The organism is Pseudomonas sp. 3MA1 (assembly GCF_029237275.1).
Lineage (GTDB): Bacteria > Pseudomonadota > Gammaproteobacteria > Pseudomonadales > Pseudomonadaceae > Aquipseudomonas > Aquipseudomonas fluorescens_AP.
The window spans coordinates 375980-396881 of the sequence record NZ_JAACFX010000004.1 but is presented as its reverse complement, the minus strand read 5'-3'; the positions used below and the strand labels follow the sequence as shown (position 1 = coordinate 396881).

Genomic DNA, 20902 nt, shown 5'->3' with positions numbered 1-20902 from the left:
GCGGATCAGCAGCTGTAGTACAGCTCGTATTCCAGTGGGTGTACGAAGGTACGGACCTTGATCTCTTCTTCGCTTTTCAGGGCGATGTAGGCGTCGATGAAGTCGTCGCTGAAAACGCCGCCTTTGGTCAGGAACGCACGACCTTTGTCCAGCTCTTCCAGGGCTTCCTTCAGGCTGCCGCAAACCTGTGGGATCTCTTTGGCCTCTTCAGGCGGCAGGTCGTACAGGTTTTTGTCAGCGGCGTCGCCAGGGTGGATCTTGTTCTGGATACCGTCCAGGCCGGCCATCAGCAGAGCGGCGAAGGCCAGGTACGGGTTGGCAGCCGGGTCCGGGAAACGGGCTTCGATACGGCGGGCTTTAGGGCTCGAAACGTAAGGAATACGGATCGAAGCGGAACGGTTGCGTGCCGAGTAGGCCAGCATCACCGGGGCTTCGAAGCCTGGAACCAGACGCTTGTAGGAGTTGGTAGCCGGGTTGGTGAAACCGTTCAGGGCCTTACCGTGCTTGATGATGCCGCCGATGAAGTACAGAGCGGTATCGGACAGGCCGGCATAGCCTTCGCCAGCGAAGGTGTTCTTGCCGTCTTTCCAGATCGACATGTGCACGTGCATGCCCGAGCCGTTGTCGCCGTACAGTGGCTTAGGCATGAAGGTGGCGGTGCGACCGTAGGCGTCGGCCACGTTGTGCACGACGTATTTCAGGGTCTGGGTTTCGTCGGCTTTCTTCACCAGGGTGTTGAACTTGACGCCGATTTCGTTCTGGCCGGCAGTCGCCACTTCGTGGTGGTGAACTTCAACGGTCAGGCCCATTTCTTCCAGTGCGTTGCACATGGAGGTACGGATTTCGTGGTCGTGGTCGAACGGTGGAACCGGGAAGTAGCCGCCTTTGACGCCTGGACGGTGGCCCTTGTTGCCGCCTTCGATGTCCTGGTCGGACATCCACGAACCTTGTTCGGAGTAGATCTTGAACATCGAGCCGGAGATGTCGGACTTGAATTTCACCTGGTCGAAGATGAAGAACTCTGGCTCTGGACCGGCGAATACGGTGTCGCCGATACCGGTGGCTTTCAGGTGCTCTTCAGCGCGCTTGGCGATGGCCCGTGGGTCGCGATCGTAACCTTGCATGCTCGAAGGTTCGATGATGTCGCAGACCAGGATCAGGGTCGGTTCTTCGGTGAACGGGTCCAGCACGGCGGTTTCGTCGTCCGGCATCAGGATCATGTCGGAGGCTTCGATGCCTTTCCAGCCAGCGATGGAGGAACCGTCGAACATCTTGCCGGATTCGAAGAAGTCTTCATCCAGCGCATCACGGGCCGGCATGGTCACGTGATGTTGAGTGCCCTTGGTGTCAGTGAAGCGCAGATCAATCCATTTGACGTCATGATCTTTGATGAGTTGAACCGACTTCGACATAGTGTCCTCCGGGGTGGCTTCGGGCTTGGTGTTGGAGTGCCCTTAGAATGTGGGTGATGCCGGCGCGAATACTCTGCCATGGCAACCTGCCTCACAAGGGAGCAAATTGCATGCCAGTGCCCTGTGATGGGTTTTCTGCCCCAAAATCAGGCTTTGTGCGGCGGATTCGGCTAAATTTCGGCCTGTGGCGCACTGCAATGTAGCGCCTTACTCGATAAATGACCTGTTTTGGTGCACCGAAAACCTTCTGCACATTAATTGGTTAAACCTTGAGCAATTTCCGCTATAATCCGCGCCCCCCTTTTTCGGCTGGCCCAGCGCGCACAGTTTTCATGAAACTAATCGTTAAAGTTTTCCCGGAAATCACCATCAAGAGCCGCCCGGTACGGATGCGTTTCATCCGTCAGTTGGCCAAGAACATCCGTGCCGTGCTCCGCGATCTGGACCCGGCCGTGGTGGTCAATGGTGTGTGGGACAACCTTGAGCTGGAAACCACCCTCAGCGAGCCCAAGGCCCTGAAGGAGCTGGCCGAGCGCCTCTGCTGCATGCCCGGTATCGCGCACTTCCTGCAGGTCGACGAATACCCGCTGGGCGACTTCGACGACATCGTCGCCAAGTGCCAGCAGCACTTCGGCGAGGCCTTGCCCGGGAAGATTTTCTCGGTGCGCTGCAAGCGTGCCGGCAAGCATGAATTCAGCTCCATGGACGTGGAAAAGTACGTCGGCAGCCGGCTGCGTCGGCAGTGCGGCGCCGCCGGAATCTCCCTCAAAGAGCCGGAAATCGAAGTGCGGATGGAAATTCGCGACCAACGGTTGTTCGTGATCCACAGCCAGCACGATGGCATCGGTGGCTACCCGCTGGGTGCCCTGGAACAGACCCTGGTGCTGATGTCCGGCGGTTTCGATTCCACGGTGGCGGCCTACCAGATCATGCGCCGTGGCCTGATGAGCCATTTCTGCTTCTTCAACCTGGGCGGTCGTGTCCACGAATTGGGCGTGATGGAAGTCGCGCACTATATATGGAAGAAGTACGGCAGCTCCCAGCGCGTGCTGTTCGTCAGCGTGCCGTTCGAGGAAGTGCTCGGGGAAATTCTCGGCAAAGTCGACAACAGTCATATGGGCGTCATTTTGAAGCGTATGATGTTGCGTGCCGCCTCGAGCATCGCCGACCGCCTGCACATCGATGCACTGGTGACCGGCGAGGCGATTTCCCAGGTGTCCAGCCAGACCCTGCCGAACCTGTCGGTGATCGACTGCGTGACCGAGAAGCTGGTGCTGCGTCCGCTGATCGCCAGCCACAAGCAAGACATCATCGACCTGGCCGAACAGATCGGCACCGCCGACTTCGCCAAACACATGCCGGAGTACTGCGGGGTCATCTCGGTGAACCCCAAGACCCATGCCAAGCGCCATCGCGTCGAGCATGAAGAGAAAGAATTCGATATGGCGGTGCTCGAGCGTGCGATCGAGCGGGCCAAGCTGGTGCCGATCGATCGGGTGATCGACGAGTTGGGCCAGGATTTGCAGATTGAAGAAGTCAGCGAGGCGCTGGCCGGTCAGATCGTCATCGACATCCGTCACCCGGATGCCCAGGAAGACGACCCGCTGGAGCTTGCTGGCATCGAAGTACAAGCGCTGCCGTTCTATGCATTGAACGCCCGCTTCAAGGAACTGGACCCTACGCGCCAGTACCTGCTGTATTGCGACAAAGGCGTCATGAGTCGCCTGCATGCTCACCATCTGCTCAGTGAGGGACATGCCAATGTGCGCGTTTATAGACCGAGCTAAGTGCCCGGGGATGTTCGCCTGTGGCTTGCGTCACCGGCCCCCCGACGCCGCCGTCCAGCTGTAACGGCCAGGCCTGACTCTATTGTTAATCGCTGCCAGCATTTGTCAGCACACCGAATCCTCTGATCGAGATACACAAGTGATCGAAAATCTACGCAACATCGCCATCATTGCCCACGTTGACCATGGTAAGACCACCCTGGTAGACAAACTCCTGCGTCAATCCGGCACCCTGGAGCGCAACGAGCTCAACGACGAGCGCGTGATGGACTCCAACGACCAGGAAAAAGAGCGCGGTATTACCATCCTGGCGAAAAACACCGCCATCAACTGGAACGGCTACCACATCAACATCGTGGACACCCCGGGCCACGCCGACTTCGGTGGCGAAGTTGAGCGCGTAATGTCCATGGTCGACTCCGTGCTGCTGCTGGTCGACGCTCAAGACGGCCCGATGCCGCAAACCCGTTTCGTGACCAAGAAGGCGTTCGAAGCCGGCCTGCGTCCAATCGTGGTGATCAACAAGGTCGACCGTCCGGGCGCGCGTCCTGACTGGGTTCTGGACCAGATCTTCGACCTGTTCGACAACCTGGGCGCCACCGAAGAACAGCTGGACTTCAAAGTCGTCTACGCCTCGGCCCTGAACGGCATCGCCGGTCTGGACCACACCGACATGGCCGAAGACATGACCCCGCTGTACCAGTCGATCGTCGACAACGTACCCGCGCCGGCCGTTGACCGTGACGGTCCGTTCCAGATGCAGGTTTCCGCTCTGGACTACAACAGCTTCCTGGGTGTGATCGGCGTTGGCCGTATCGCTCGCGGTCGCGTCAAGCCGAACACCCCGGTTGTGGCCATCGACGTCAACGGCAAGCGCCGTAACGGTCGTATCCTCAAGCTGATGGGTCACCACGGCCTGCACCGTGTAGACGTTGAAGAAGCCGCTGCCGGCGACATCGTCTGCATCAGCGGTTTCGACGAGCTGTTCATCTCCGACACCCTGTGCGATCCGACTGTTGTCGAAGCGATGAAGCCACTGAGCGTCGACGAACCAACCGTTTCCATGACCTTCCAGGTCAACGACTCGCCATTCTGCGGTAAAGAAGGCAAGTTCGTGACTTCCCGTAACATCAAGGAACGTCTGGACAAAGAGCTGCTGTACAACGTTGCTCTGCGCGTTGAAGAAGGCGACTCGGCCGACAAGTTCAAGGTTTCCGGCCGTGGTGAGCTGCACCTGTCGGTACTGATCGAAACCATGCGTCGCGAAGGCTTCGAGATGGGCGTTGGCCGTCCTGAAGTGATCATCCGTGAAGTGGATGGCGTGAAGCAGGAACCGTTCGAAAACGTCACCATCGACATCCCTGAAGAATCCCAGGGCAAGGTCATGGAAGAAATGGGCCTGCGTAAGGGCGACCTGAGCAACATGGTTCCGGATGGCAAGGGCCGTGTACGCCTGGAATACAACATTCCAGCCCGTGGTCTGATCGGTTTCCGTAACCAGTTCCTGACCCTGACCAACGGTGCAGGCATCCTGACCTCGATCTTCGATCGCTACGCTCCGATGAAGTCCGGCCACATGTCCGGCCGTCAGAACGGCGTACTGGTATCGGTAGAAACCGGCAAGGCCCTGACCTACTCCCTGGAAACCCTGCAGGCGCGCGGCAAGCTGTTCGTCGAGCACGGCCAGGAGATCTACAACGGTCAGATCGTTGGTCTGAACAGCCGTGACAACGACCTGGGTGTGAACCCAACCAAAGGCAAGAAGCTCGACAACATGCGTGCTTCGGGCAAAGACGAAACCATCGCCCTGGTTCCACCTGTTCGCTTCACCCTGGAACAGGCTCTGGAATTCATCCAGGACGACGAGCTGTGCGAAGTGACTCCTAAGTCCATTCGTCTGCGCAAGAAGATCCTGGACGAAGGCGAGCGTACCCGCGCTGCCAAGAAAGCCAAGAACTGAGTCTTTAGTTCCGGCTGAATGAAAACGCCCCCGGTCTTGCGACCGGGGGCGTTTTTTTTCGCCTGGAGAAAACCTGTAGCCGCTGCCGAGCCTGCGAGGCTGCGCCCGGGCGCGCAGCGGCCGTCAACCCGGGCGGCGCCTAGTGCCTGAGCTACCGCGCTGGCCGTCTTGCGGCTGCCTTGCAGCCGTTCGCAGCCTCGCGCTGCTCGGCAGCGGCTACAGCAGTGCCAGCCAGCCTGAGGGGCAGGGGCTCAGAAGCGTTCCAGGGTCCGGCTGCTGGTATTGGTCGGACGCTCCAGGGGCTTGGGCTTGTAGGCGCAGTAGCCCGGACGCGGACCGATCTTCGGATGGTTGCGGCAGGTGTCCGGGCGCTTGTCATAAATGGTGCACAGGCGGCTTTTACGATCCAGATACAGGCAATCGTTGTTGCTCATGCGCTGCAGGGTGAAGATTTCCGATTTCTGGTTGTAGCGCTCGACGATGCCTTCTTTCTGCAGGCGCTTGGCGATGTTCTTCGCCGGCTCGCCGCGCTCGAATTCATCGACGATGCCAATCCGGATCAGGTCCTTGATCTTCACTTCCACCGGCAGCGTGCAGCAGCTGGACATGCAGGAACCGCACATGGGCGCGGAGTATTTGGCCCAGGTATCGAGACGATCGATTTCCGCGGCGGCGATCAGGTTGGACTTCATCAAGGTGGTTATTCCGGCATGTTCCAGGGCGCGCGATCATACCGGGACTGATGGATTTTTGAACGACTTTGGGTCGGATTTTTCTTAGAGGGCGTCGGATTTACGCCCGGCGGCACGGCATCTGCATCTTTTTCCCCGCAGGCGCCGAAGACTCCCCCTTGAGCCGAGCCATTTGCAGCAGCGCCGAACCAGAGCCTTCGCCTCGTGTCAGACCGACTAGGCTCAGACCATTCCATGCTCACTGTGTATCTCGTCAGAGGTCGTATCGATGACTCAGGAACCCCTAGCTCGTGACGCTGAGGTGGCCGCTTTTCGCGAAGCGGTCTTGACCAAACTCACCTACGCGGTCGGCAAAGATCCGGACCACGCCTTCGACCACGACTGGTTCGAGGCCATTGCCCTGGCCGCGCGGGACCACATGGTCGACCACTGGATGGATCACACGCGGCAGATGTACCGCAAGGGGCAGAAGCGGGTGTACTACCTGTCCCTGGAGTTCCTCATCGGCCGGCTCTTGTTCGACAGCCTGAGCAATCTTGGCCTGCTGGACGTGGCCCGCGAAGCCCTGACCGACCTGGGGGTGGACCTGGAGCGCATTCGCCTGCTGGAGCCCGACGCGGCCCTGGGCAATGGCGGCCTGGGACGCCTGGCGGCGTGTTTCATGGAAAGCATGTCGACCCTGGGCCTGGCCGGTCACGGCTACGGCATTCGTTACGAGCACGGGCTGTTCCGCCAGGCGATCGTCGATGGCTGGCAGCAGGAGCAGACCGAGCACTGGCTGGATTTCGGCAACCCCTGGGAGTTCGAGCGTCCCGAGGTGATCTATTCCATCGGCTTTGGCGGCAGTGTCGACAGCGTGACCGACGAGGCGGGCAATACGCGCCAGGTCTGGTGGCCGGCGGAGACGGTGCGCGCGGTGGCCTACGACACCCCGGTGGTGGGCTGGCGCGGGGCCAGCGTCAACACCCTGCGCCTGTGGCGGGCCCGGGCCATGGAAGACCTGCACCTGGAGCGTTTCAACGCCGGCGACCACTTGGGCGCGGTGGCGGAAGTGGCTCGGGCCGAGAGCATCTCCCGGGTGCTGTACCCGGCCGATAGCACCGAAGCCGGCCAGGAATTGCGCCTGCGCCAGGAATACTTCTTTGTCTCGGCCTCGCTGCAGGACTTGCTGCGGCGCCACAAGAACATGCACGACTCGGTGCTCAGCCTCGGCGAGCATGCGGCGATCCAGCTCAACGACACCCATCCGTCGATCGCCGTGGCCGAGCTGATGCGCCAGCTGGTGGACCTGCACGGCATCGCCTGGGACGCGGCTTGGCAGATCACCGTGGACACCCTGGCCTACACCAACCACACGCTGCTGCCCGAGGCCCTGGAAACCTGGCCGGTGGGCTTGATGGAGCGCATGCTGCCGCGGCACATGCAGATCATCTACCTGATCAACGCCCAGCACATCGATGCCTTGCGGGCCAAGGGCCTGCACGATTTCGACGTGCTGCGGGCGGTGTCGCTGATCGAGGAGGACAATGGGCGCCGGGTGCGCATGGGCAACCTGGCGTTCCTCGGCTCCCACAGCGTCAATGGCGTGTCTGGCCTGCATACCCAACTGATGCGCAGCACGGTGTTCTCCGAGTTGCACAAGCTGTACCCGGAGCGGATCAACAACAAGACCAACGGCATCACCTTTCGCCGCTGGCTGTACCAGGCCAACCCGCCCCTCACCGAAATGCTGGTGGATGCCCTGGGTCCCGAACTGCTGGACAGCCCCGAGCAGCTGTTGCGGGGGCTTGAGCCCTTTGCCGAGAAGCCGGCGTTTCGCAAGCAGTTCGCCGAGCAGCGCCTGCACAGCAAGCGCGCCCTGGCGGCGCTGATCCACGAGCGCCTGGGCATCGCCATCAACCCGGCGGCGCTGTTCGATGTGCAGGTCAAGCGCATCCACGAGTACAAGCGCCAGTTGCTCAACCTGCTGCACACCGTGGCGCTGTATCAGGCAATCCGCGCCGAGCCGGAAACCGACTGGGTGCCGCGGGTGAAGATCTTCGCCGGCAAGGCGGCGGCCAGCTATCACCAGGCCAAACTGATCATCAAGCTGACCAACGACATCGCCCGCACGGTGAACAGCGATCCGACCGTGCGCGGTTTGCTCAAGGTGGTGTTTTTGCCCAACTACAACGTCAGCCTGGCGGAAAGCATCATTCCTGCCGCCGACCTGTCGGAGCAGATTTCCACCGCCGGCTTCGAGGCTTCGGGCACCAGCAACATGAAGTTCGGCCTCAACGGCGCCCTGACCATCGGCACCCTGGACGGCGCCAACGTCGAGATGTGCGAGCAGGTCGGCGCCGAACACATGTTCATCTTCGGCCTCAGTGCCCAGCAGGTGGAGGCGCGCAAGCGCAATGGCGAATTCAGCGCGGTGCCGGACATCGCCGCCTCCCATCGGCTCAACGATGTGCTGCAGGCGATTCGCGGCGGGGTGTTCTCCCCGGATGATCCGTCGCGCTACACCGGGCTGATCGATTCGCTGATCGACTATGACCGGTTCCTGGTCTGCGCCGATTTCGACGCCTATTGGGACGCCCAGGCCCGGGTCGAGGAGCGCTGGCACGACTCCAAGGAATGGTGGCGCTCGGCGGTGCTCAACACGGCGCGCATGGGCTGGTTCTCTTCGGACCGGACCATCCGCGAATACGCCACGGAAATCTGGAAGGCCCTGGACTGACGGGCCCGGAAAAATGCCTGAACTGTGCACAAGGCCCAACGTTTGTTGGGTCGGGTCGATATACTGAGCGGCGATTTTATCTCCCATCGGGTGTCTTTTGGGCCGCGCTCGGCTTCCAATCGGGGAGAAATCTTCGCCGGCACGCCGGCTCCTGCAGTGATTGGTCGGAGCCTGAGTGCCGGTGAAAACCTCAACACCGCCGTACCCGTCCGTCCGTGGACCGCTTAGGGATATCGACACATGCAATGGATGTTCATGCTGCTGGGTGCCTTGCTGGGCTGGATCGTCGACCAGTCCATCAGCGACGCCCTGATTGGCGCGCTGCTGGGCCTGGTGCTTGGCCTGGCCATTCGTTTCGGTGCCCTGCAGCGACAGGTGCTCGACCAGCACCGTGAGCTGGAGCGGGCGAAAAGCACCCTCGAAGCCCTGGGCCAGCGCCTGGCCCTGCTGGAAAGCCCCGACGGCGCGGCCCAGGCGCTTGCAGAGCCCCAGGTCAGCAACCCACCTGCCGAGGCAAGCAGCGTCTTGAGCGCCGCGCCGGACCTGCAGGACCTGCCTGAATTCATTCTTGACGACGTGCGGCCGGTGGAACCGGCAGCGCCGGCTCCCGAGCTGGTCTGGGAGTTGCCCGCCGCGCCGCCGCCCGGTGCGGCAAACGAAGCCAGCCAGCCGCTGCCGGAGTCGGTCTGGCAGCCCCAGGCAGCGGCCCGTGAGCCTGCCGTGGCGCAGCCGCAGGAGCCGAACCTGATCGAGCGCGCCATCAGCGGGGCGCGCAACTGGCTGTTCGGCGGCAACACCGTACTGCGGGTCGGCGTGGTGCTGCTGTTCCTCGGCCTGGCCTTCCTGCTGCGCTACGCCACCGAAGGCATGGTGGTGCCCATCGAACTGCGCTACGCCGGGGTCGCGGCCAGCTCCCTGGGCCTGTTGGGGCTGGGCTGGTGGCTGCGGCGGCGCAACAGCAACTACGCCCTGATGCTGCAGGGCACCGGCATCGCCGTGCTGTACCTGACGGTGTTCGCCGCCATGCGCCTGCACCCGCTGCTCGACCCTTCCGCGGCCCTGGGCCTGCTGGTGGCGGTCACGCTGTTTTCGGCGATTCTGGCCATCACCCAGGATGCCCTGGGGCTGGCGGCCGCGGCGGCCCTCGGCGGCTTCGCCGCGCCAATCCTGACCTCCACCGGTGCCGGCAGCCATGTGGCGCTGTTCAGCTACTTCGCGCTGCTCAATGCCGGCATTCTGGCCATCGCCTGGTTCAAGGCCTGGCGCCTGCTCAACCTGATCGGTTTTGTCGGCACCTTCGGCATCGGCCTGGCCTGGGGCCTGCGTTCCTATACCCCGGAGCTGCTGTGGAGCACCGAGCCGTTCCTGATCCTGTTCTTCTTCATGTACCTGGCCATCGGTCTGCTGTTTACCCGGCGCAAGTTGCTGGAACTCAGCGATGCGCCGGCGGACGCCGATCGTCAGGCGCTGCTGCACTGGTCCGCGCGCAAGGGCGACTACGTCGACGGCAGCCTGCTGTTCGGTCCGCCGCTGGTGGGCTTTGGCCTGCAACTGGCGCTGGTCCAGCACCTGGCGTTCGCCGCCTCTTTCAGTGCCCTGGCCCTGGGCCTGATCTACATGGTCCTGGCACGGCTGCTGATGGGCGGTCGCGCGCTGTTGCTCGGTGAAACCTGCCTGGCCCTGGGGGTGATCTTCGCCACCCTGGCCATTCCGCTGGGCCTGGATGCGCGCTGGACGTCCGCGGCCTGGGCGGTGGAGGGCGCGGGGATCTTCTGGCTCGGCCTGCGTCAGCAACGTCCCCTGGCCCGGGTCTTCGCCCTGCTGCTGCAGTTGGGTTCGGCCCTGGCCTTCCTCAGTGAGCTGCGCCCCGGCGATTCCAGTCTGTTGGAGGGTGCGCCGTTGGGCGCGCTGTTGCTGGGCGCGGCGTTGCTGTTCAGTTTCGAGCAACTGCGCCGGGCCGATAAGGCCTGGTCGGCGAGCTGGGAGCAGGGCATGGCGCCGATCCTGGCAGTGGCCGGGCTGGGCTTCCTGTACCTGCTGGCGCCGCTGTTCTTGTTGACCCAGGGCACGGCCATCAGTTGGGCCCTGGCTGGGCTGGGGACCTTGTTTGTCGGCCTGCGCCTGCAATCGCGGACCTTCCTGTTCACGGCCTTTGCCGTGCAGCTGTTGGGCGGAGGGTTGTTCCTGATGCGCCTGCAAGGCGCGGACGGCGATGCCGGCGCGGTATTCAACGCCGGCTGGAGCGGCCTCATGAGCGCTTCGCTGATTGGCCTGACCCTGGTCGGTGGCATGCTCCTGGCCGCGCGCAACGACATGGTGCGCCATGAACCGCGCCTGCTGCGGGGCTTGTCGGTGGTGCTGCTGGCCGGGCTGATGATGATCAACCTGGCGGTGCTGTTCGTGCTGCCCTGGCGCACCGCCAGCGGCGTCTGGGCTGCCAGTGGGTTGTTGATCATCTGGCTCAGCCTGTACCTGCAGCAGCGCGCCAGTTTTGCCTTCGGCCTGCTGTTGCAGGTGATCGGCGGTAGTACTTTTCTGCTGGCCGGCACGGACGGCTTCTTCAGTGGCCTGGTCGAGGGCGTGCGGCCGTTGGCCAATGGCGATTTCTGGACGCCGATGGTCCTGGCGCTGGCGGCATTGCTCGGGGCGTGGCGCTTGCAGCGGGGCAATCACGGCTCGGCCTTCGACGCCTTGAGCCTGGGCCATCTGTCCGATCTGCTGCTGGCCTGGGGCGTTTGCTGGTGGGCGTTTACCTGGCTCCAGGAAGTGCTGCGTTTCGCCCCGGCCCATTGGCAGGCGAGCCTGTTGCTGTTGATCACTGCCCTCAGCGTGCTGCTCTGTGCGCTGTTGGCCCGGCGCCTGCAGTGGAAGTCCCTGGGGCTGGTGTGCAGCCTGTTGATACCGGCGGGGGCCCTGGTGCTGCTGGCCTCCTGGACGTCGCGCTATCACCCGGCGGCGAATCTGGGCTGGCTGGCCTGGACCCTGTTGTTCGCCGTGCACTTCTTCAGTGTGCGGCGCCTGGAAGCCTGGCTGCCGAAGCGGGTCTTGAGCATCGCCCATGTGCTGGGCTGCTGGTTGCTGATCGGCGTGCTGGCGCTGGAGCTGCGCTATGGCTTGCTGCTGTTGTCCGAGCAGTACAACGCCTGGCGCTGGCTGGGTTGGGCGATCCTGCCGAGCCTGTATCTGGTGGCGATGGCCGCGCCGCGAACCTGGCCTTGGCCGGTCAGTGCGCATTCCCGTGAATATCGTCTGTATGCCGCGCTGCCCCTGGCGCTGCTGATGCTGGGCTGGTTCTGGCTGGCCAATACCTTCAGCGATGGTCGCGCCGAACCGTTGCCGTACCTGCCGCTGCTCAACCCCCTTGAACTGGGGCTGCTGTTTGCCCTGTTCGGCGTCTATGTCTGGTCGCGCAGTGCGCTGCAGCAACTGGCGATCCGCGCCGATTACGCCGAGCGCGGCGCGCCGTTGCTGGCGGGGATTTCCCTGTTCGCCTTCTTCACCGTGCTGGTGATGCGCGCCGCCCATCATTGGAGCGGCGTGCCGTTCCAGGCCGATGCCTTGCTGGCGTCGATGATGGTCCAGGCCGGGCTATCCATCGTCTGGACCCTGATTGCCCTGGGCCTGATGATCGGCGGGCATCTGCGCCATCGCCGCGAAGTCTGGCTGATCGGCGCGGTGCTGATCGCCGTGGTGGTGGCCAAGCTGTTCCTGGTGGAATTGAGCAACCGTGGTGGACTGGCGCGGATCGTCTCGTTCATCGGGGTGGGGGGACTGCTGCTGGTGGTGGGCTATTTCGCGCCATTGCCGCCCAAGCGCGCCGAGGCCGAATCCGCGCCCGGAAAACCGTTGGATGAAGGAGTGTCATCGTGAGTTCGAAGCTGAGCCTGGGCTGGTTGGGCACTGTGAGCCTGTGTGTGGCGCTGTCCGCCGTGGCCCAGGACAAGCCGGGGGACTTCAAGTCCCAGGTGCCCTTGACCCTGAGTGGCGAGGGGCCTTGGTATCGCCTGGAGCTGCCGCTGGACGTGCAACTGCATGCCAGCCAGACCGATCTGCGGGATATTCGCGTGTTCAACGCCGCCGGCGAGCCCCAGGCCTATGCCCTGGCCCGTCAACAGGCCCAGACCCGCGAGCAGCAGAGCCTCACCGAGGTGAAGTGGTTCCCGCTGTACAGCTCGGCGCAAGCCGGCGACAGCACCCCCAGCGTGCGGGTGCAATCCAGTGCCAACGGCACCCTGGTGGAGGTGCAGCCTGCCACGCAGTTGGAGGCCGGCGAGGAAGTGCTGCGCGGCTGGCTGCTGGATGCCAGTGGCATCAAGGCCCCGCTGCAGCAATTGGTGCTGGACTGGACCAGCGAGCGCGACGGTTTCCAGCGTTTCAGCATCGAGGCCAGCGACGACCTGCAGCACTGGCAATCCTGGGGCGACGGTCAGGTGGCGCGCCTGTCATTCGCCGACGAGCGGATTGAGCAGCACGAAGTGGCCTTGCCCGGGCAGTCGGCGCGCTACCTGCGCCTGCTGTGGAACACCCCGCAATCGGCGCCGGTGCTGACCTCGACACAACTGCAGAGCAGCAGCACTACCAGCCTGGCGTCGCCGCTGGTGTGGTCCCAGCCGCTGCGCGGCACCGCCGCCAAGGCCGGTGAATACACCTGGCAGTTGCCCATGGGGCTGAATGTCGAGCGGGTGCGCATCGATCTCAAAGAGGCCAACACCCTGGCGCCGGCGACCCTGTATGGCCGCCGTGAAAGCAGCCTGCCCTGGCAGACCCTGAACAACGGCCTGCTGTACCGCCTGACTCAGAATGGCCAGGACGTGCAGCAGAACGAACTGCAAGTGCCGGGGCAGACCGTGCAGCAGTTGAAACTGGCGGTGGACGAGCGGGGCGGTGGCCTGGGGGCCGAGGCGCCGACCCTGGCGTTTGCCGTGCGCGGTACGCAGCTGGTGTTCCTGGCCCGTGGCGCCGGGCCCTACACGCTGGCGCTGGGCAACCCGAGCGCGACGGCGGCCAACCTGCCGCTGAGCACCCTGATTCCCGATTACAGTCCGCAGCGCCTCAGGGAGCTGGGCCAGGCCAAGGTCGAAGGCGCGACGCCATTGCCGCCAGCCACTGCTACGTCGCCGGCCGCCGCCGTGGCCGGCGGGCCGGACTGGAAGAAGATCGGCCTGTGGGCCGTGCTGCTGCTGGGGGTGCTGGCCCTGGGCGGCATGGCGGTGAGCCTGCTGCGCAAACCGGCGGCCAGATCCTGATCACCGTGGCGGGGGCAAGCGCCCCCGCGACGAATCCGTCTACGCTGAAAACCGGCGCCTGAACTCTATCTGCCAGTTCCCTGTCTGAGAGGAGGAAATGCGCCCCGACTCGCGTTAAACTGCGCGGGTTTTCAACCTCCCCCATTCCTCCGGAGCCGTCCATGTCCCGCGTTACCCTGAGTCGCTATTTGATTGAGCAGACCCGCAGCAACAATACTCCTGCCGATCTGCGCTTCCTGATCGAAGTGGTGGCGCGTGCTTGCAAGGAGATCAGCCACGCCGTGTCCAAAGGCGCCCTGGGCGGTGTCCTGGGCAGCATGGGCACGGAAAACGTGCAGGGCGAAGTGCAGAAGAAGCTCGATGTGATCTCCAACGAGATTCTCCTGGAAGCCAACGAATGGGGCGGTCACCTGGCCGGCATGGCGTCCGAGGAAATGGACAATGCCTACCAGATCCCGGGCAAATACCCGAAAGGCGCCTACCTGCTGGTATTCGACCCGCTGGACGGTTCGTCGAACATCGATATCAACGCGCCGGTCGGCACCATCTTCTCGGTGCTGCGCTGCCCGAACGAGTACCTGAGCCAGAACGAAGCCTTGAATGAAAAGGCCTTCCTGCAGCCGGGCACCCAGCAGGTCGCTGCCGGTTACGCCATCTACGGTCCGCAGACCATGCTGATCCTGACCCTGGGCCACGGCGTCAAGGGCTTCACCCTGGACCGTGAAATGGGCAGCTTCGTCCTGACCCACGAAGACATCCAGATTCCGGAGTCCACCCAGGAATTTGCCATCAACATGTCCAACGAGCGTCACTGGGAAGCCCCGGTCAAGCGCTACGTGAGTGAGCTGCTGGCCGGCGACACCGGTCCGCTGAAAAAGAACTACAACATGCGCTGGGTCGCGGCCATGGTCGCCGACGTGCACCGTATTCTGACCCGTGGCGGTCTGTTCATGTACCCACGCGACAGCCGCGAGCCGGAGAAGCCGGGCAAACTGCGCCTGATGTACGAAGCCAACCCGATGTCCTTCCTCATCGAGCAGGCCGGTGGTGCTTCCACCGACGGTCACCAGCGCATCCTCGACATTCAGCCTGAAGGCCTGCACCAGCGCGTGGCGGTGTTCCTCGGTTCGAAAGAAGAAGTGGCTCGCGTGACGGGCTACCACAAGGAGTAAGACATGGCCGCGCCTTGGCAGCCTCTGCTTGATTGGTGGTTCGGTTCAGCCGAAAAGCCGGCAGAGATGGTCGCTGCCAAGGGCCGGTTGTGGTTTGGCAAGCGCGACAGCCAGGACCTCGAAGCGCGCCAGCGCTTTGGCGACCTGACGGAGCAGGCACTGGCCGGCGGATTGACCGAGTGGACGCAAAGTCCCCACGGTTGGCTGGCCCTGGTGCTGTTGCTCGATCAGTTACCGCGCATGATCCACCGCGATACGCCCAAGGCCTTTTCCGGCGATGCCCGGGCCCAGGCCCTGGTGGCGCAAGGCATCGCGGCGGATTTTGACCGGCGCCTGTCGGCCATGCAGCGCAGTTTCATCTACCTGGTGTTCGAGCATTGCGAGCACCTGGCGGTGCAGAACGAAGGGGTTTCGCGCTTTGCCGCCCTGCATGACGAACAGCCCGAGGACGACCGCCCGGTGTTCGCCGATCAGCTGGACTACGCCGAACGGCACCAGAAAGTCATTGCCCGCTTCGGGCGCTTTCCCCATCGCAATGCCATTCTCGGCCGTGAATCCACTGCCGAAGAGCTGGCTTTCCTGCGCGAGCCTGGTTCGCGTTTCTGACGGCCGGCAAGCATTACCTGTCCGCTCGCAACAGGCGCTTCATCAGCAACGACTGCAGGTCTTTGCGTGTATCGGCAATGATGTGGATAAAGACGGTGTTCTCCCGCACTTCGTAGATCACCCGGTTAATGCCGCAAAGTACCTGGCGATAGTGGCGCAGATTGAGCTGCTGAATTTCGTCAGGTATCACGCCAGCGTAGGGCGAGGTCGCCAGTTGAGCCACGGTGGATTTCAAGTGCTGGAAGGTGCTGTGCCAGGCTTGGGGAGAGAATCGACTGATCAGGTAGTGTCTGAGTTCTTTCAGGTCATGTTCTGCCGAATGCAGAATGACCACCTTGAATCTCATTGCGGGTCGTCCCGCTCCAGGTCGGCAAACACCTGTTCTGCATCACGGAACTGGCCGGCTTCAATCTCCCGGTTGCCCAAGGCCAGAAGTTTCAACATGGCCAGGGTCGCTTCCTGTTCCTCAAAGCTCTGTACATCCATAACCACCAGCTTGGCTTCGCCATTCTGGGTAATAACCAGAGGCTCGCGGCTTTCCGTCAGTTGCTTGACGATCTCGGCGGTGTGGCTTTTCAGGTAACTGATGGGCTTGACCTGGGATGAAAGCTTCATGGGGCGGGCTCGACTGGAAAGGCAGGCCTGAGTTTAGTCTTAATCCAGTTCTGTTGGGGGCGTGCAGACCAGCGACTGTATTGCCGGATGTCCGCAATCGAATGATTTCGCCGGCAAGCCGGCTCCTACGAATACTGGTAGGAGGCGGCTTGCCGGCGAAGCTGCTCCTCAGATGCGGAAGCTGCCCACCAGGTGCTGCAGGCGCTTGGCCTGTTGTTCCAGGTCGGCGCAGGCGCGCAGGGTGGCTTGCAGGTTTTCCACCCCTTCTTGATTCAGGGTGTTGATCTCGGTGATGTCGACATTGATCGACTCCACCACCGCGGTCTGCTCCTCGGTGGCGGTGGCCACCGACTGGTTCATGCCGTCGATCTCGCCGATGCGCTGGGTCACGCTGCCCAGGCGCTCGCCGGCCTGGTTGGCAATGCCCACGCTGCTTTCGCTCTCGCGCTGGCTCTCGGTCATGGTGCCCACCGCTTCACGGGCACCGACCTGCAGTTCTTCGATCATCTTCTGCACTTGCTGCGCCGAATCCTGGGTGCGGTGGGCCAGGTTGCGCACTTCGTCCGCCACCACCGCGAAGCCGCGCCCGGCCTCGCCGGCGCGGGCCGCTTCAATGGCGGCGTTGAGCGCCAGCAGGTTGGTCTGCTGAGAAATGCTGGTGATGACTTCGAGGATCTGCCCGATGTTCACCGTGTTGCTGTTGAGGGTCTCGATGTTGTCGCAGGAGCTGCTGATCTTGGCCGACAGCTGGTGCATGGCGGCGATGGTCTGGTCCACCACTTGCTGGCCGTCTTGCGCCAGGCTGCGGGCCTCGCTGGAGTGCTGCGAGGCGAGGGCGGCGTTCTGGGCGATTTCCTGGGCGGCGGCGCCCAGCTGGTTGATGGCTGCGGCCACGCTGCTGGTGCGCGAAGCCTGTTGGTCGGAGTTGAACATCGACGAGTTGGAGGCGGCGACCACGCGCAGGGCCACTTCGTTGACCTGGCCGGTGGCCGAGGACACTTCGCGGATCGAGCTGTGGATGCGCTCGACGAAACGGTTGAACGACAGCCCCAGGGTGCCGAACTCGTCGTGGCCATGGATCACCAGGCGCTTGGTCAGGTCGCCTTCGCCTTCGGCGATGTCGTGCATGGCCCGGCCCATCACGTGCAGCGGCTGCATCAGCATGCGGATCAGCATGCCCAGCAGGCTGATGATGATCACCACCGCGATCAGCATGGCGATGATTGCCGAGGTGCGAAACTCGCTGAGTACGGCGAAGGCGGTGTCCTTGTCCAGCACCAGGGCCACGTACCAGTCGGCCGAAGGCACGCCGTTGACGTGGGTGAAGGAGATCAGCTGGGTCTTGCCATTGAGCTGCACTTCCTTCAGGCCGGGGCTGATGCTCGGGGCACCCGCGGGATAGGCCTCGGCGAGACTCTTGAGCACCAGCTTGCTGTCGGGGTGAATGAGGATCTTGCCGTCGGCGCTGACGATGAAGGCCTGGCCATGACCGCCGAAGTTCAGCGAGTTGATGATGGCGCTGATGCTCGACAGATCGATGTCGGCGCCGGCCACGCCGATCATCTGGTTCTGATGCTGCACCGGGGTGGCCACGGTGATCACCAGCTTGCCGGACGACGCGGCGATGTAGGGTTCGGTGACGATGGTCCGTTGTGCGCCGGTGGCCGCCTTGTACCAGCCGCGGGCGCGGGGGTCGTAGTCGGCGGCGCGATTGCCGGCCGGCACCGAGAACATCACGCCGTCCTGGCCGCCGAAGTAGCTGAGCTGGAAGTTGCTGGTATAGGCGGGCAGGCCGACGCTGCGTTTCAGGCTTTCGGCGCCACTGCCGTCCACGGCGATCTGCTGGGCCAGGGACTGCAGGAGCTGGATGCGGCTTTCCAGCCAGGTCTGGATATTGCTGGTGGTCAGGCTGCCCAGTTCCTGCATGGTTGACTCGGTGCTGTTGCGCAGGGCTTCGCGCTGTCGGTAGTCGTTGAACAGAATAAAACAGGCGAACGCGACGGCCACCACAAGGGCGGCGGCGAGCAGGATCTTGTGGCTGAATTTCATATTTCTGGTCATTAAGTGAACTACCGCGATGGGCTGGTCAACGAGGGGCGTCAATTTGCCACAGTGGAAGGCTTTGCGCTGCAGTTATGTCGACTGGCCATCAAGGAAGATGAGGGCCGGGCGGGGAAAACCGACGAACTGCAGGGCGGTCCGAAGAGGTGCTTGATTTACCGGGAAAATGCCTTGCTCGCCGGGTAAGAAATACCCGGCCGCGCGGGGAACCAGAAGGGGGTTTTCTCTTCTAAGCTTCTGGTTGGCTGACAGGCCTTCCCCCCTTCGTCCAGGAGTTCACCATGTCCCTGCGTTCTCTCGCTCTGTTGTCCTTCTGCGTGCTGCTGGCCGCGTGCAGCAAGGTCAATCAGGAAAACTATTCCAAACTCTCGGCGGGCATGCCCAAGGCCGAGGTCGAACAACTCCTGGGTAAACCGACCGACTGTTCGGGCGCGCTGGGTATGTCCAGTTGCACCTGGGGCGACAAGAACAGCTTTATCAGCGTGCAGTATGCCGGTGACAAGGTTCTGATGTTTTCCGGGCAAGGCCTGAAGTAAGAACCGGGGCCTTGGGCCCACGGGAGAAAAATAATGATGCGTTTTGTTTTCACTCTTCTGGTCGGCCTGCTCTTGGCCGGCTGCGCCACGTCCCGGGACGATTCGCTGGCGCCCAAGACCGTCAACCACGTCGATCTCAAGCGTTACCAGGGGACCTGGTACGAGCTGGCGCGGCTGCCGATGTATTTCCAGCGTAACTGTGCGCAATCCGAGGCGCGTTACACCCTGTTGCCCGAGGGCAACGTGGCAGTGCTCAATCGCTGCCTGACCCCGGAGTGGAAGTGGGAAGAGGCCCGTGGTACCGCCACGCCTCAGGTGCCGGGCAAGACCGACAAGCTGTGGGTCGAGTTCGATAACTGGTTCTCGCGGCTGCTGCCGGGAGCGACCAAGGGCGACTACTGGGTGCTGTATGTCAGCGATGACTACAAGACCGCGATTGTCGGCAACCCGAACCGGCGCTACCTGTGGTTGCTGTCGCGCACGCCGGAAGTCAACGAAACGGTGCGTGAAGAGTTGCTGAGCAAGGCGCGTCAGCAGGGCTATGACACCACGCGTTTGATCTGGCGGGTGTCGGACTCGGCCATGGCCAAGACTTCGAAGTAGACCTGTAGGAGCCGGCTTGCCGGCGAAGGCGCTCGCATGGACGCTTTCGCCGGCAAGCCGGCTCCTGTGCCTATGGGTCAGTTGAGCAGGTCGCGCAGAACCTGGGTGAAGGCCCGGTTGCTGTCTTCTTCGGCGGCGTGATGCCCGTCACGCACCACCCATTGCCCGCCCACCATCACATCCCGCACCTGACGGTCGCCGCCGGCGAACAGCCAGCGGTTGAGAATCCCGTCGCCATCGGCCGTGGCCAGGTAAGGGTCGTTGCCATCCAGCACCAGCCAGTCGGCGCGCTTGCCCACGGCCAGGGTGCCAATGTGTTGCCCCAGCGCCTGGGCGCCGCCATCCAGCGCGGCATCGTACAAAGTGCGGCCGACCATGGGCTGGTCCGCGCGGTACAGACGGTTGCGGCGCTGGTCCCGCAGGCGTTGGCCGTACTCCAGCCAGCGCAGTTCTTCCACCACACTCAAAGACACATGGCTGTCGGAGCCGATGCCCAGGCGTCCGCCTTGGGCGAGGAAGTCCACCGCCGGGAAGATGCCGTCGCCCAGGTTGGCTTCGGTGGTCAGGCACAGGCCGGCAATGGCCCGGCTGTTGGCCATGAGGCTGACTTCTTCCGGGTTGGCGTGAGTGGCGTGGACCAGGCACCAGCGTTGATCCACCGCGACGTTTTCGTACAACCATTGCAGGGGACGGCGTCCGCTCCAGGCCAGGCAGTCGTCCACTTCCTTCTGCTGCTCGGCGATGTGGATATGCACCGGGCACTGGCGGTCGCTGGCGGCCAGCACTTCGCTGATCTGCTGGGGCGTGACCGCGCGCAATGAGTGAAAGCACAGGCCCAGTTGCTGGTTGGCCTGTTGCGCCAGCACCGGTTGCAGGCGCTGTTGCAGTTGCAGGTAGTGTTCCGTGCTGTTGATGAAACGGCGCTGGCCGTCATTCGGCGCCTGGCCGCCAAAGCCGGAATGGCTGTACAGCACGGGCAGCAGGGTCAGGCCGATGCCGCTGCTGGCGGCCGCCTGGCTGATGCGTCGGGACAGCTCGGCGGGGTCGGCGTAGGGCTGGCCGTCGCTGTCGTGGTGCACGTAATGGAATTCGGCCACCGAGGTGTAGCCGGCCTTGAGCATTTCGATGTACAGCTGGCGAGCGATGATCTGCAACTGGTTGGGGCTGATCTTGCCTACCAGGCGGTACATCAGGTCGCGCCAGGTCCAGAAGCTGTCGTTGGGGTTGCCGGCCACTTCCGCCAGCCCGGCCATGGCTCGCTGGAACGCGTGGGAGTGCAGGTTGGGCATGCCGGGTAGCAGCGGGCCCTTGAGCCGTTGTGCACCTTCGGCGCTGGCGTTGGCCTGGATCTGTGTCAACAGGCCATCGGGGCTGACTTCAAGACGTACATGATTGGCCCATCCATCAGGCAGCAGCGCGCGTTCGGCGAAGAAGGCGGACATGGTTCAAGCACCCTATCGTGTGTTATTTGTATATACATATACAGACGTTTG

16 protein-coding genes are annotated in these 20902 nt (G+C 63.0%); 10 read left to right on the top strand and 6 right to left on the bottom strand.

What is annotated here, in order from left to right:
• Positions 1–5: 5 nt before the first annotated feature.
• Entirely contained in the window at positions 6–1412 is a 1407-nt protein-coding gene (gene glnA / locus GWQ44_RS14315; protein ID WP_016965623.1) for a glutamate--ammonia ligase, read from the bottom strand.
• Between the two features lie 332 nt (positions 1413–1744).
• On the opposite strand from glnA, the gene thiI reads away from it, so the two are divergent.
• On the top strand, positions 1745–3199 hold the full coding sequence (gene thiI, locus GWQ44_RS14310) for a tRNA uracil 4-sulfurtransferase ThiI (protein WP_275927605.1): 1455 nt from the start codon (positions 1745–1747) through the stop codon (positions 3197–3199).
• Between the two features lie 139 nt (positions 3200–3338).
• Positions 3339–5159 (top strand): translational GTPase TypA, encoded by a 1821-nt coding sequence (typA, locus tag GWQ44_RS14305; RefSeq protein ID WP_047301133.1) that lies wholly within the window; start codon positions 3339–3341, stop codon positions 5157–5159.
• Between the two features lie 251 nt (positions 5160–5410).
• On the opposite strand, the gene GWQ44_RS14300 is transcribed toward typA, so the two are convergent.
• Positions 5411–5854, bottom strand: a complete 444-nt coding sequence (locus tag GWQ44_RS14300) for a YkgJ family cysteine cluster protein (RefSeq protein ID WP_173655882.1) — start codon at positions 5852–5854, stop codon at positions 5411–5413.
• A gap of 265 nt (positions 5855–6119) precedes the next feature.
• Here GWQ44_RS14300 and GWQ44_RS14295 point away from each other — a divergent pair, with 265 nt between their 5' ends.
• From GWQ44_RS14295 to GWQ44_RS14275, 5 genes are all read left to right on the top strand, one after another.
• A complete protein-coding gene (locus GWQ44_RS14295; protein ID WP_275927604.1) occupies positions 6120–8570 on the top strand; it encodes a glycogen/starch/alpha-glucan phosphorylase in 2451 nt (816 codons plus the stop codon).
• A 240-nt stretch (positions 8571–8810) separates the two neighbouring features.
• Complete coding sequence (locus tag GWQ44_RS14290) at positions 8811–12440, top strand: DUF2339 domain-containing protein (protein WP_275927603.1); 3630 nt, start codon at positions 8811–8813, stop codon at positions 12438–12440.
• Positions 12437–13816, top strand: a complete 1380-nt coding sequence (locus tag GWQ44_RS14285; RefSeq protein ID WP_275927602.1) for a DUF3999 domain-containing protein — start codon at positions 12437–12439, stop codon at positions 13814–13816. Before GWQ44_RS14290 ends, GWQ44_RS14285 begins: the two co-directional genes overlap by 4 nt.
• Before the next feature lie 161 nt (positions 13817–13977).
• The gene (locus GWQ44_RS14280; RefSeq protein ID WP_016968637.1) at positions 13978–14988 is read left to right on the top strand and encodes a class 1 fructose-bisphosphatase; all 1011 of its coding nucleotides are present in this window, start codon (positions 13978–13980) and stop codon (positions 14986–14988) included.
• Between the two features lie 3 nt (positions 14989–14991).
• Complete coding sequence (locus GWQ44_RS14275; RefSeq protein WP_179598605.1) at positions 14992–15594, top strand: DUF924 family protein; 603 nt, start codon at positions 14992–14994, stop codon at positions 15592–15594.
• 13 nt (positions 15595–15607) lie between these two features.
• On the opposite strand, the gene GWQ44_RS14270 is transcribed toward GWQ44_RS14275, so the two are convergent.
• From GWQ44_RS14270 to GWQ44_RS14260, 3 genes are all read right to left on the bottom strand, one after another.
• Positions 15608–15940 (bottom strand): type II toxin-antitoxin system RelE/ParE family toxin, encoded by a 333-nt coding sequence (locus GWQ44_RS14270; RefSeq protein WP_275927601.1) that lies wholly within the window; start codon positions 15938–15940, stop codon positions 15608–15610.
• Positions 15937–16209, bottom strand: a complete 273-nt coding sequence (locus GWQ44_RS14265) for a type II toxin-antitoxin system Phd/YefM family antitoxin (protein ID WP_110722658.1) — start codon at positions 16207–16209, stop codon at positions 15937–15939. Before GWQ44_RS14265 ends, GWQ44_RS14270 begins: the two co-directional genes overlap by 4 nt.
• A gap of 168 nt (positions 16210–16377) precedes the next feature.
• Positions 16378–18270, bottom strand: a complete 1893-nt coding sequence (locus tag GWQ44_RS14260) for a methyl-accepting chemotaxis protein (RefSeq protein ID WP_275927600.1) — start codon at positions 18268–18270, stop codon at positions 16378–16380.
• A gap of 3 nt (positions 18271–18273) precedes the next feature.
• Between GWQ44_RS14260 and GWQ44_RS14255 the strand changes: the two genes are divergently transcribed.
• The 3 genes from GWQ44_RS14255 (at position 18274) to GWQ44_RS14245 (ending at position 19409) form a co-directional block, all read left to right on the top strand.
• Entirely contained in the window at positions 18274–18456 is a 183-nt protein-coding gene (locus GWQ44_RS14255; RefSeq protein ID WP_016968640.1) for a hypothetical protein, read from the top strand.
• A 95-nt stretch (positions 18457–18551) separates the two neighbouring features.
• On the top strand, positions 18552–18806 hold the full coding sequence (locus GWQ44_RS14250; RefSeq protein ID WP_011058771.1) for a hypothetical protein: 255 nt from the start codon (positions 18552–18554) through the stop codon (positions 18804–18806).
• A gap of 33 nt (positions 18807–18839) precedes the next feature.
• Complete coding sequence (locus GWQ44_RS14245; protein WP_016968641.1) at positions 18840–19409, top strand: lipocalin family protein; 570 nt, start codon at positions 18840–18842, stop codon at positions 19407–19409.
• 77 nt (positions 19410–19486) lie between these two features.
• On the opposite strand, the gene GWQ44_RS14240 is transcribed toward GWQ44_RS14245, so the two are convergent.
• The gene (locus GWQ44_RS14240) at positions 19487–20851 is read right to left on the bottom strand and encodes a formimidoylglutamate deiminase (RefSeq protein WP_275927599.1); all 1365 of its coding nucleotides are present in this window, start codon (positions 20849–20851) and stop codon (positions 19487–19489) included.
• Positions 20852–20902 lie beyond the last annotated feature (51 nt).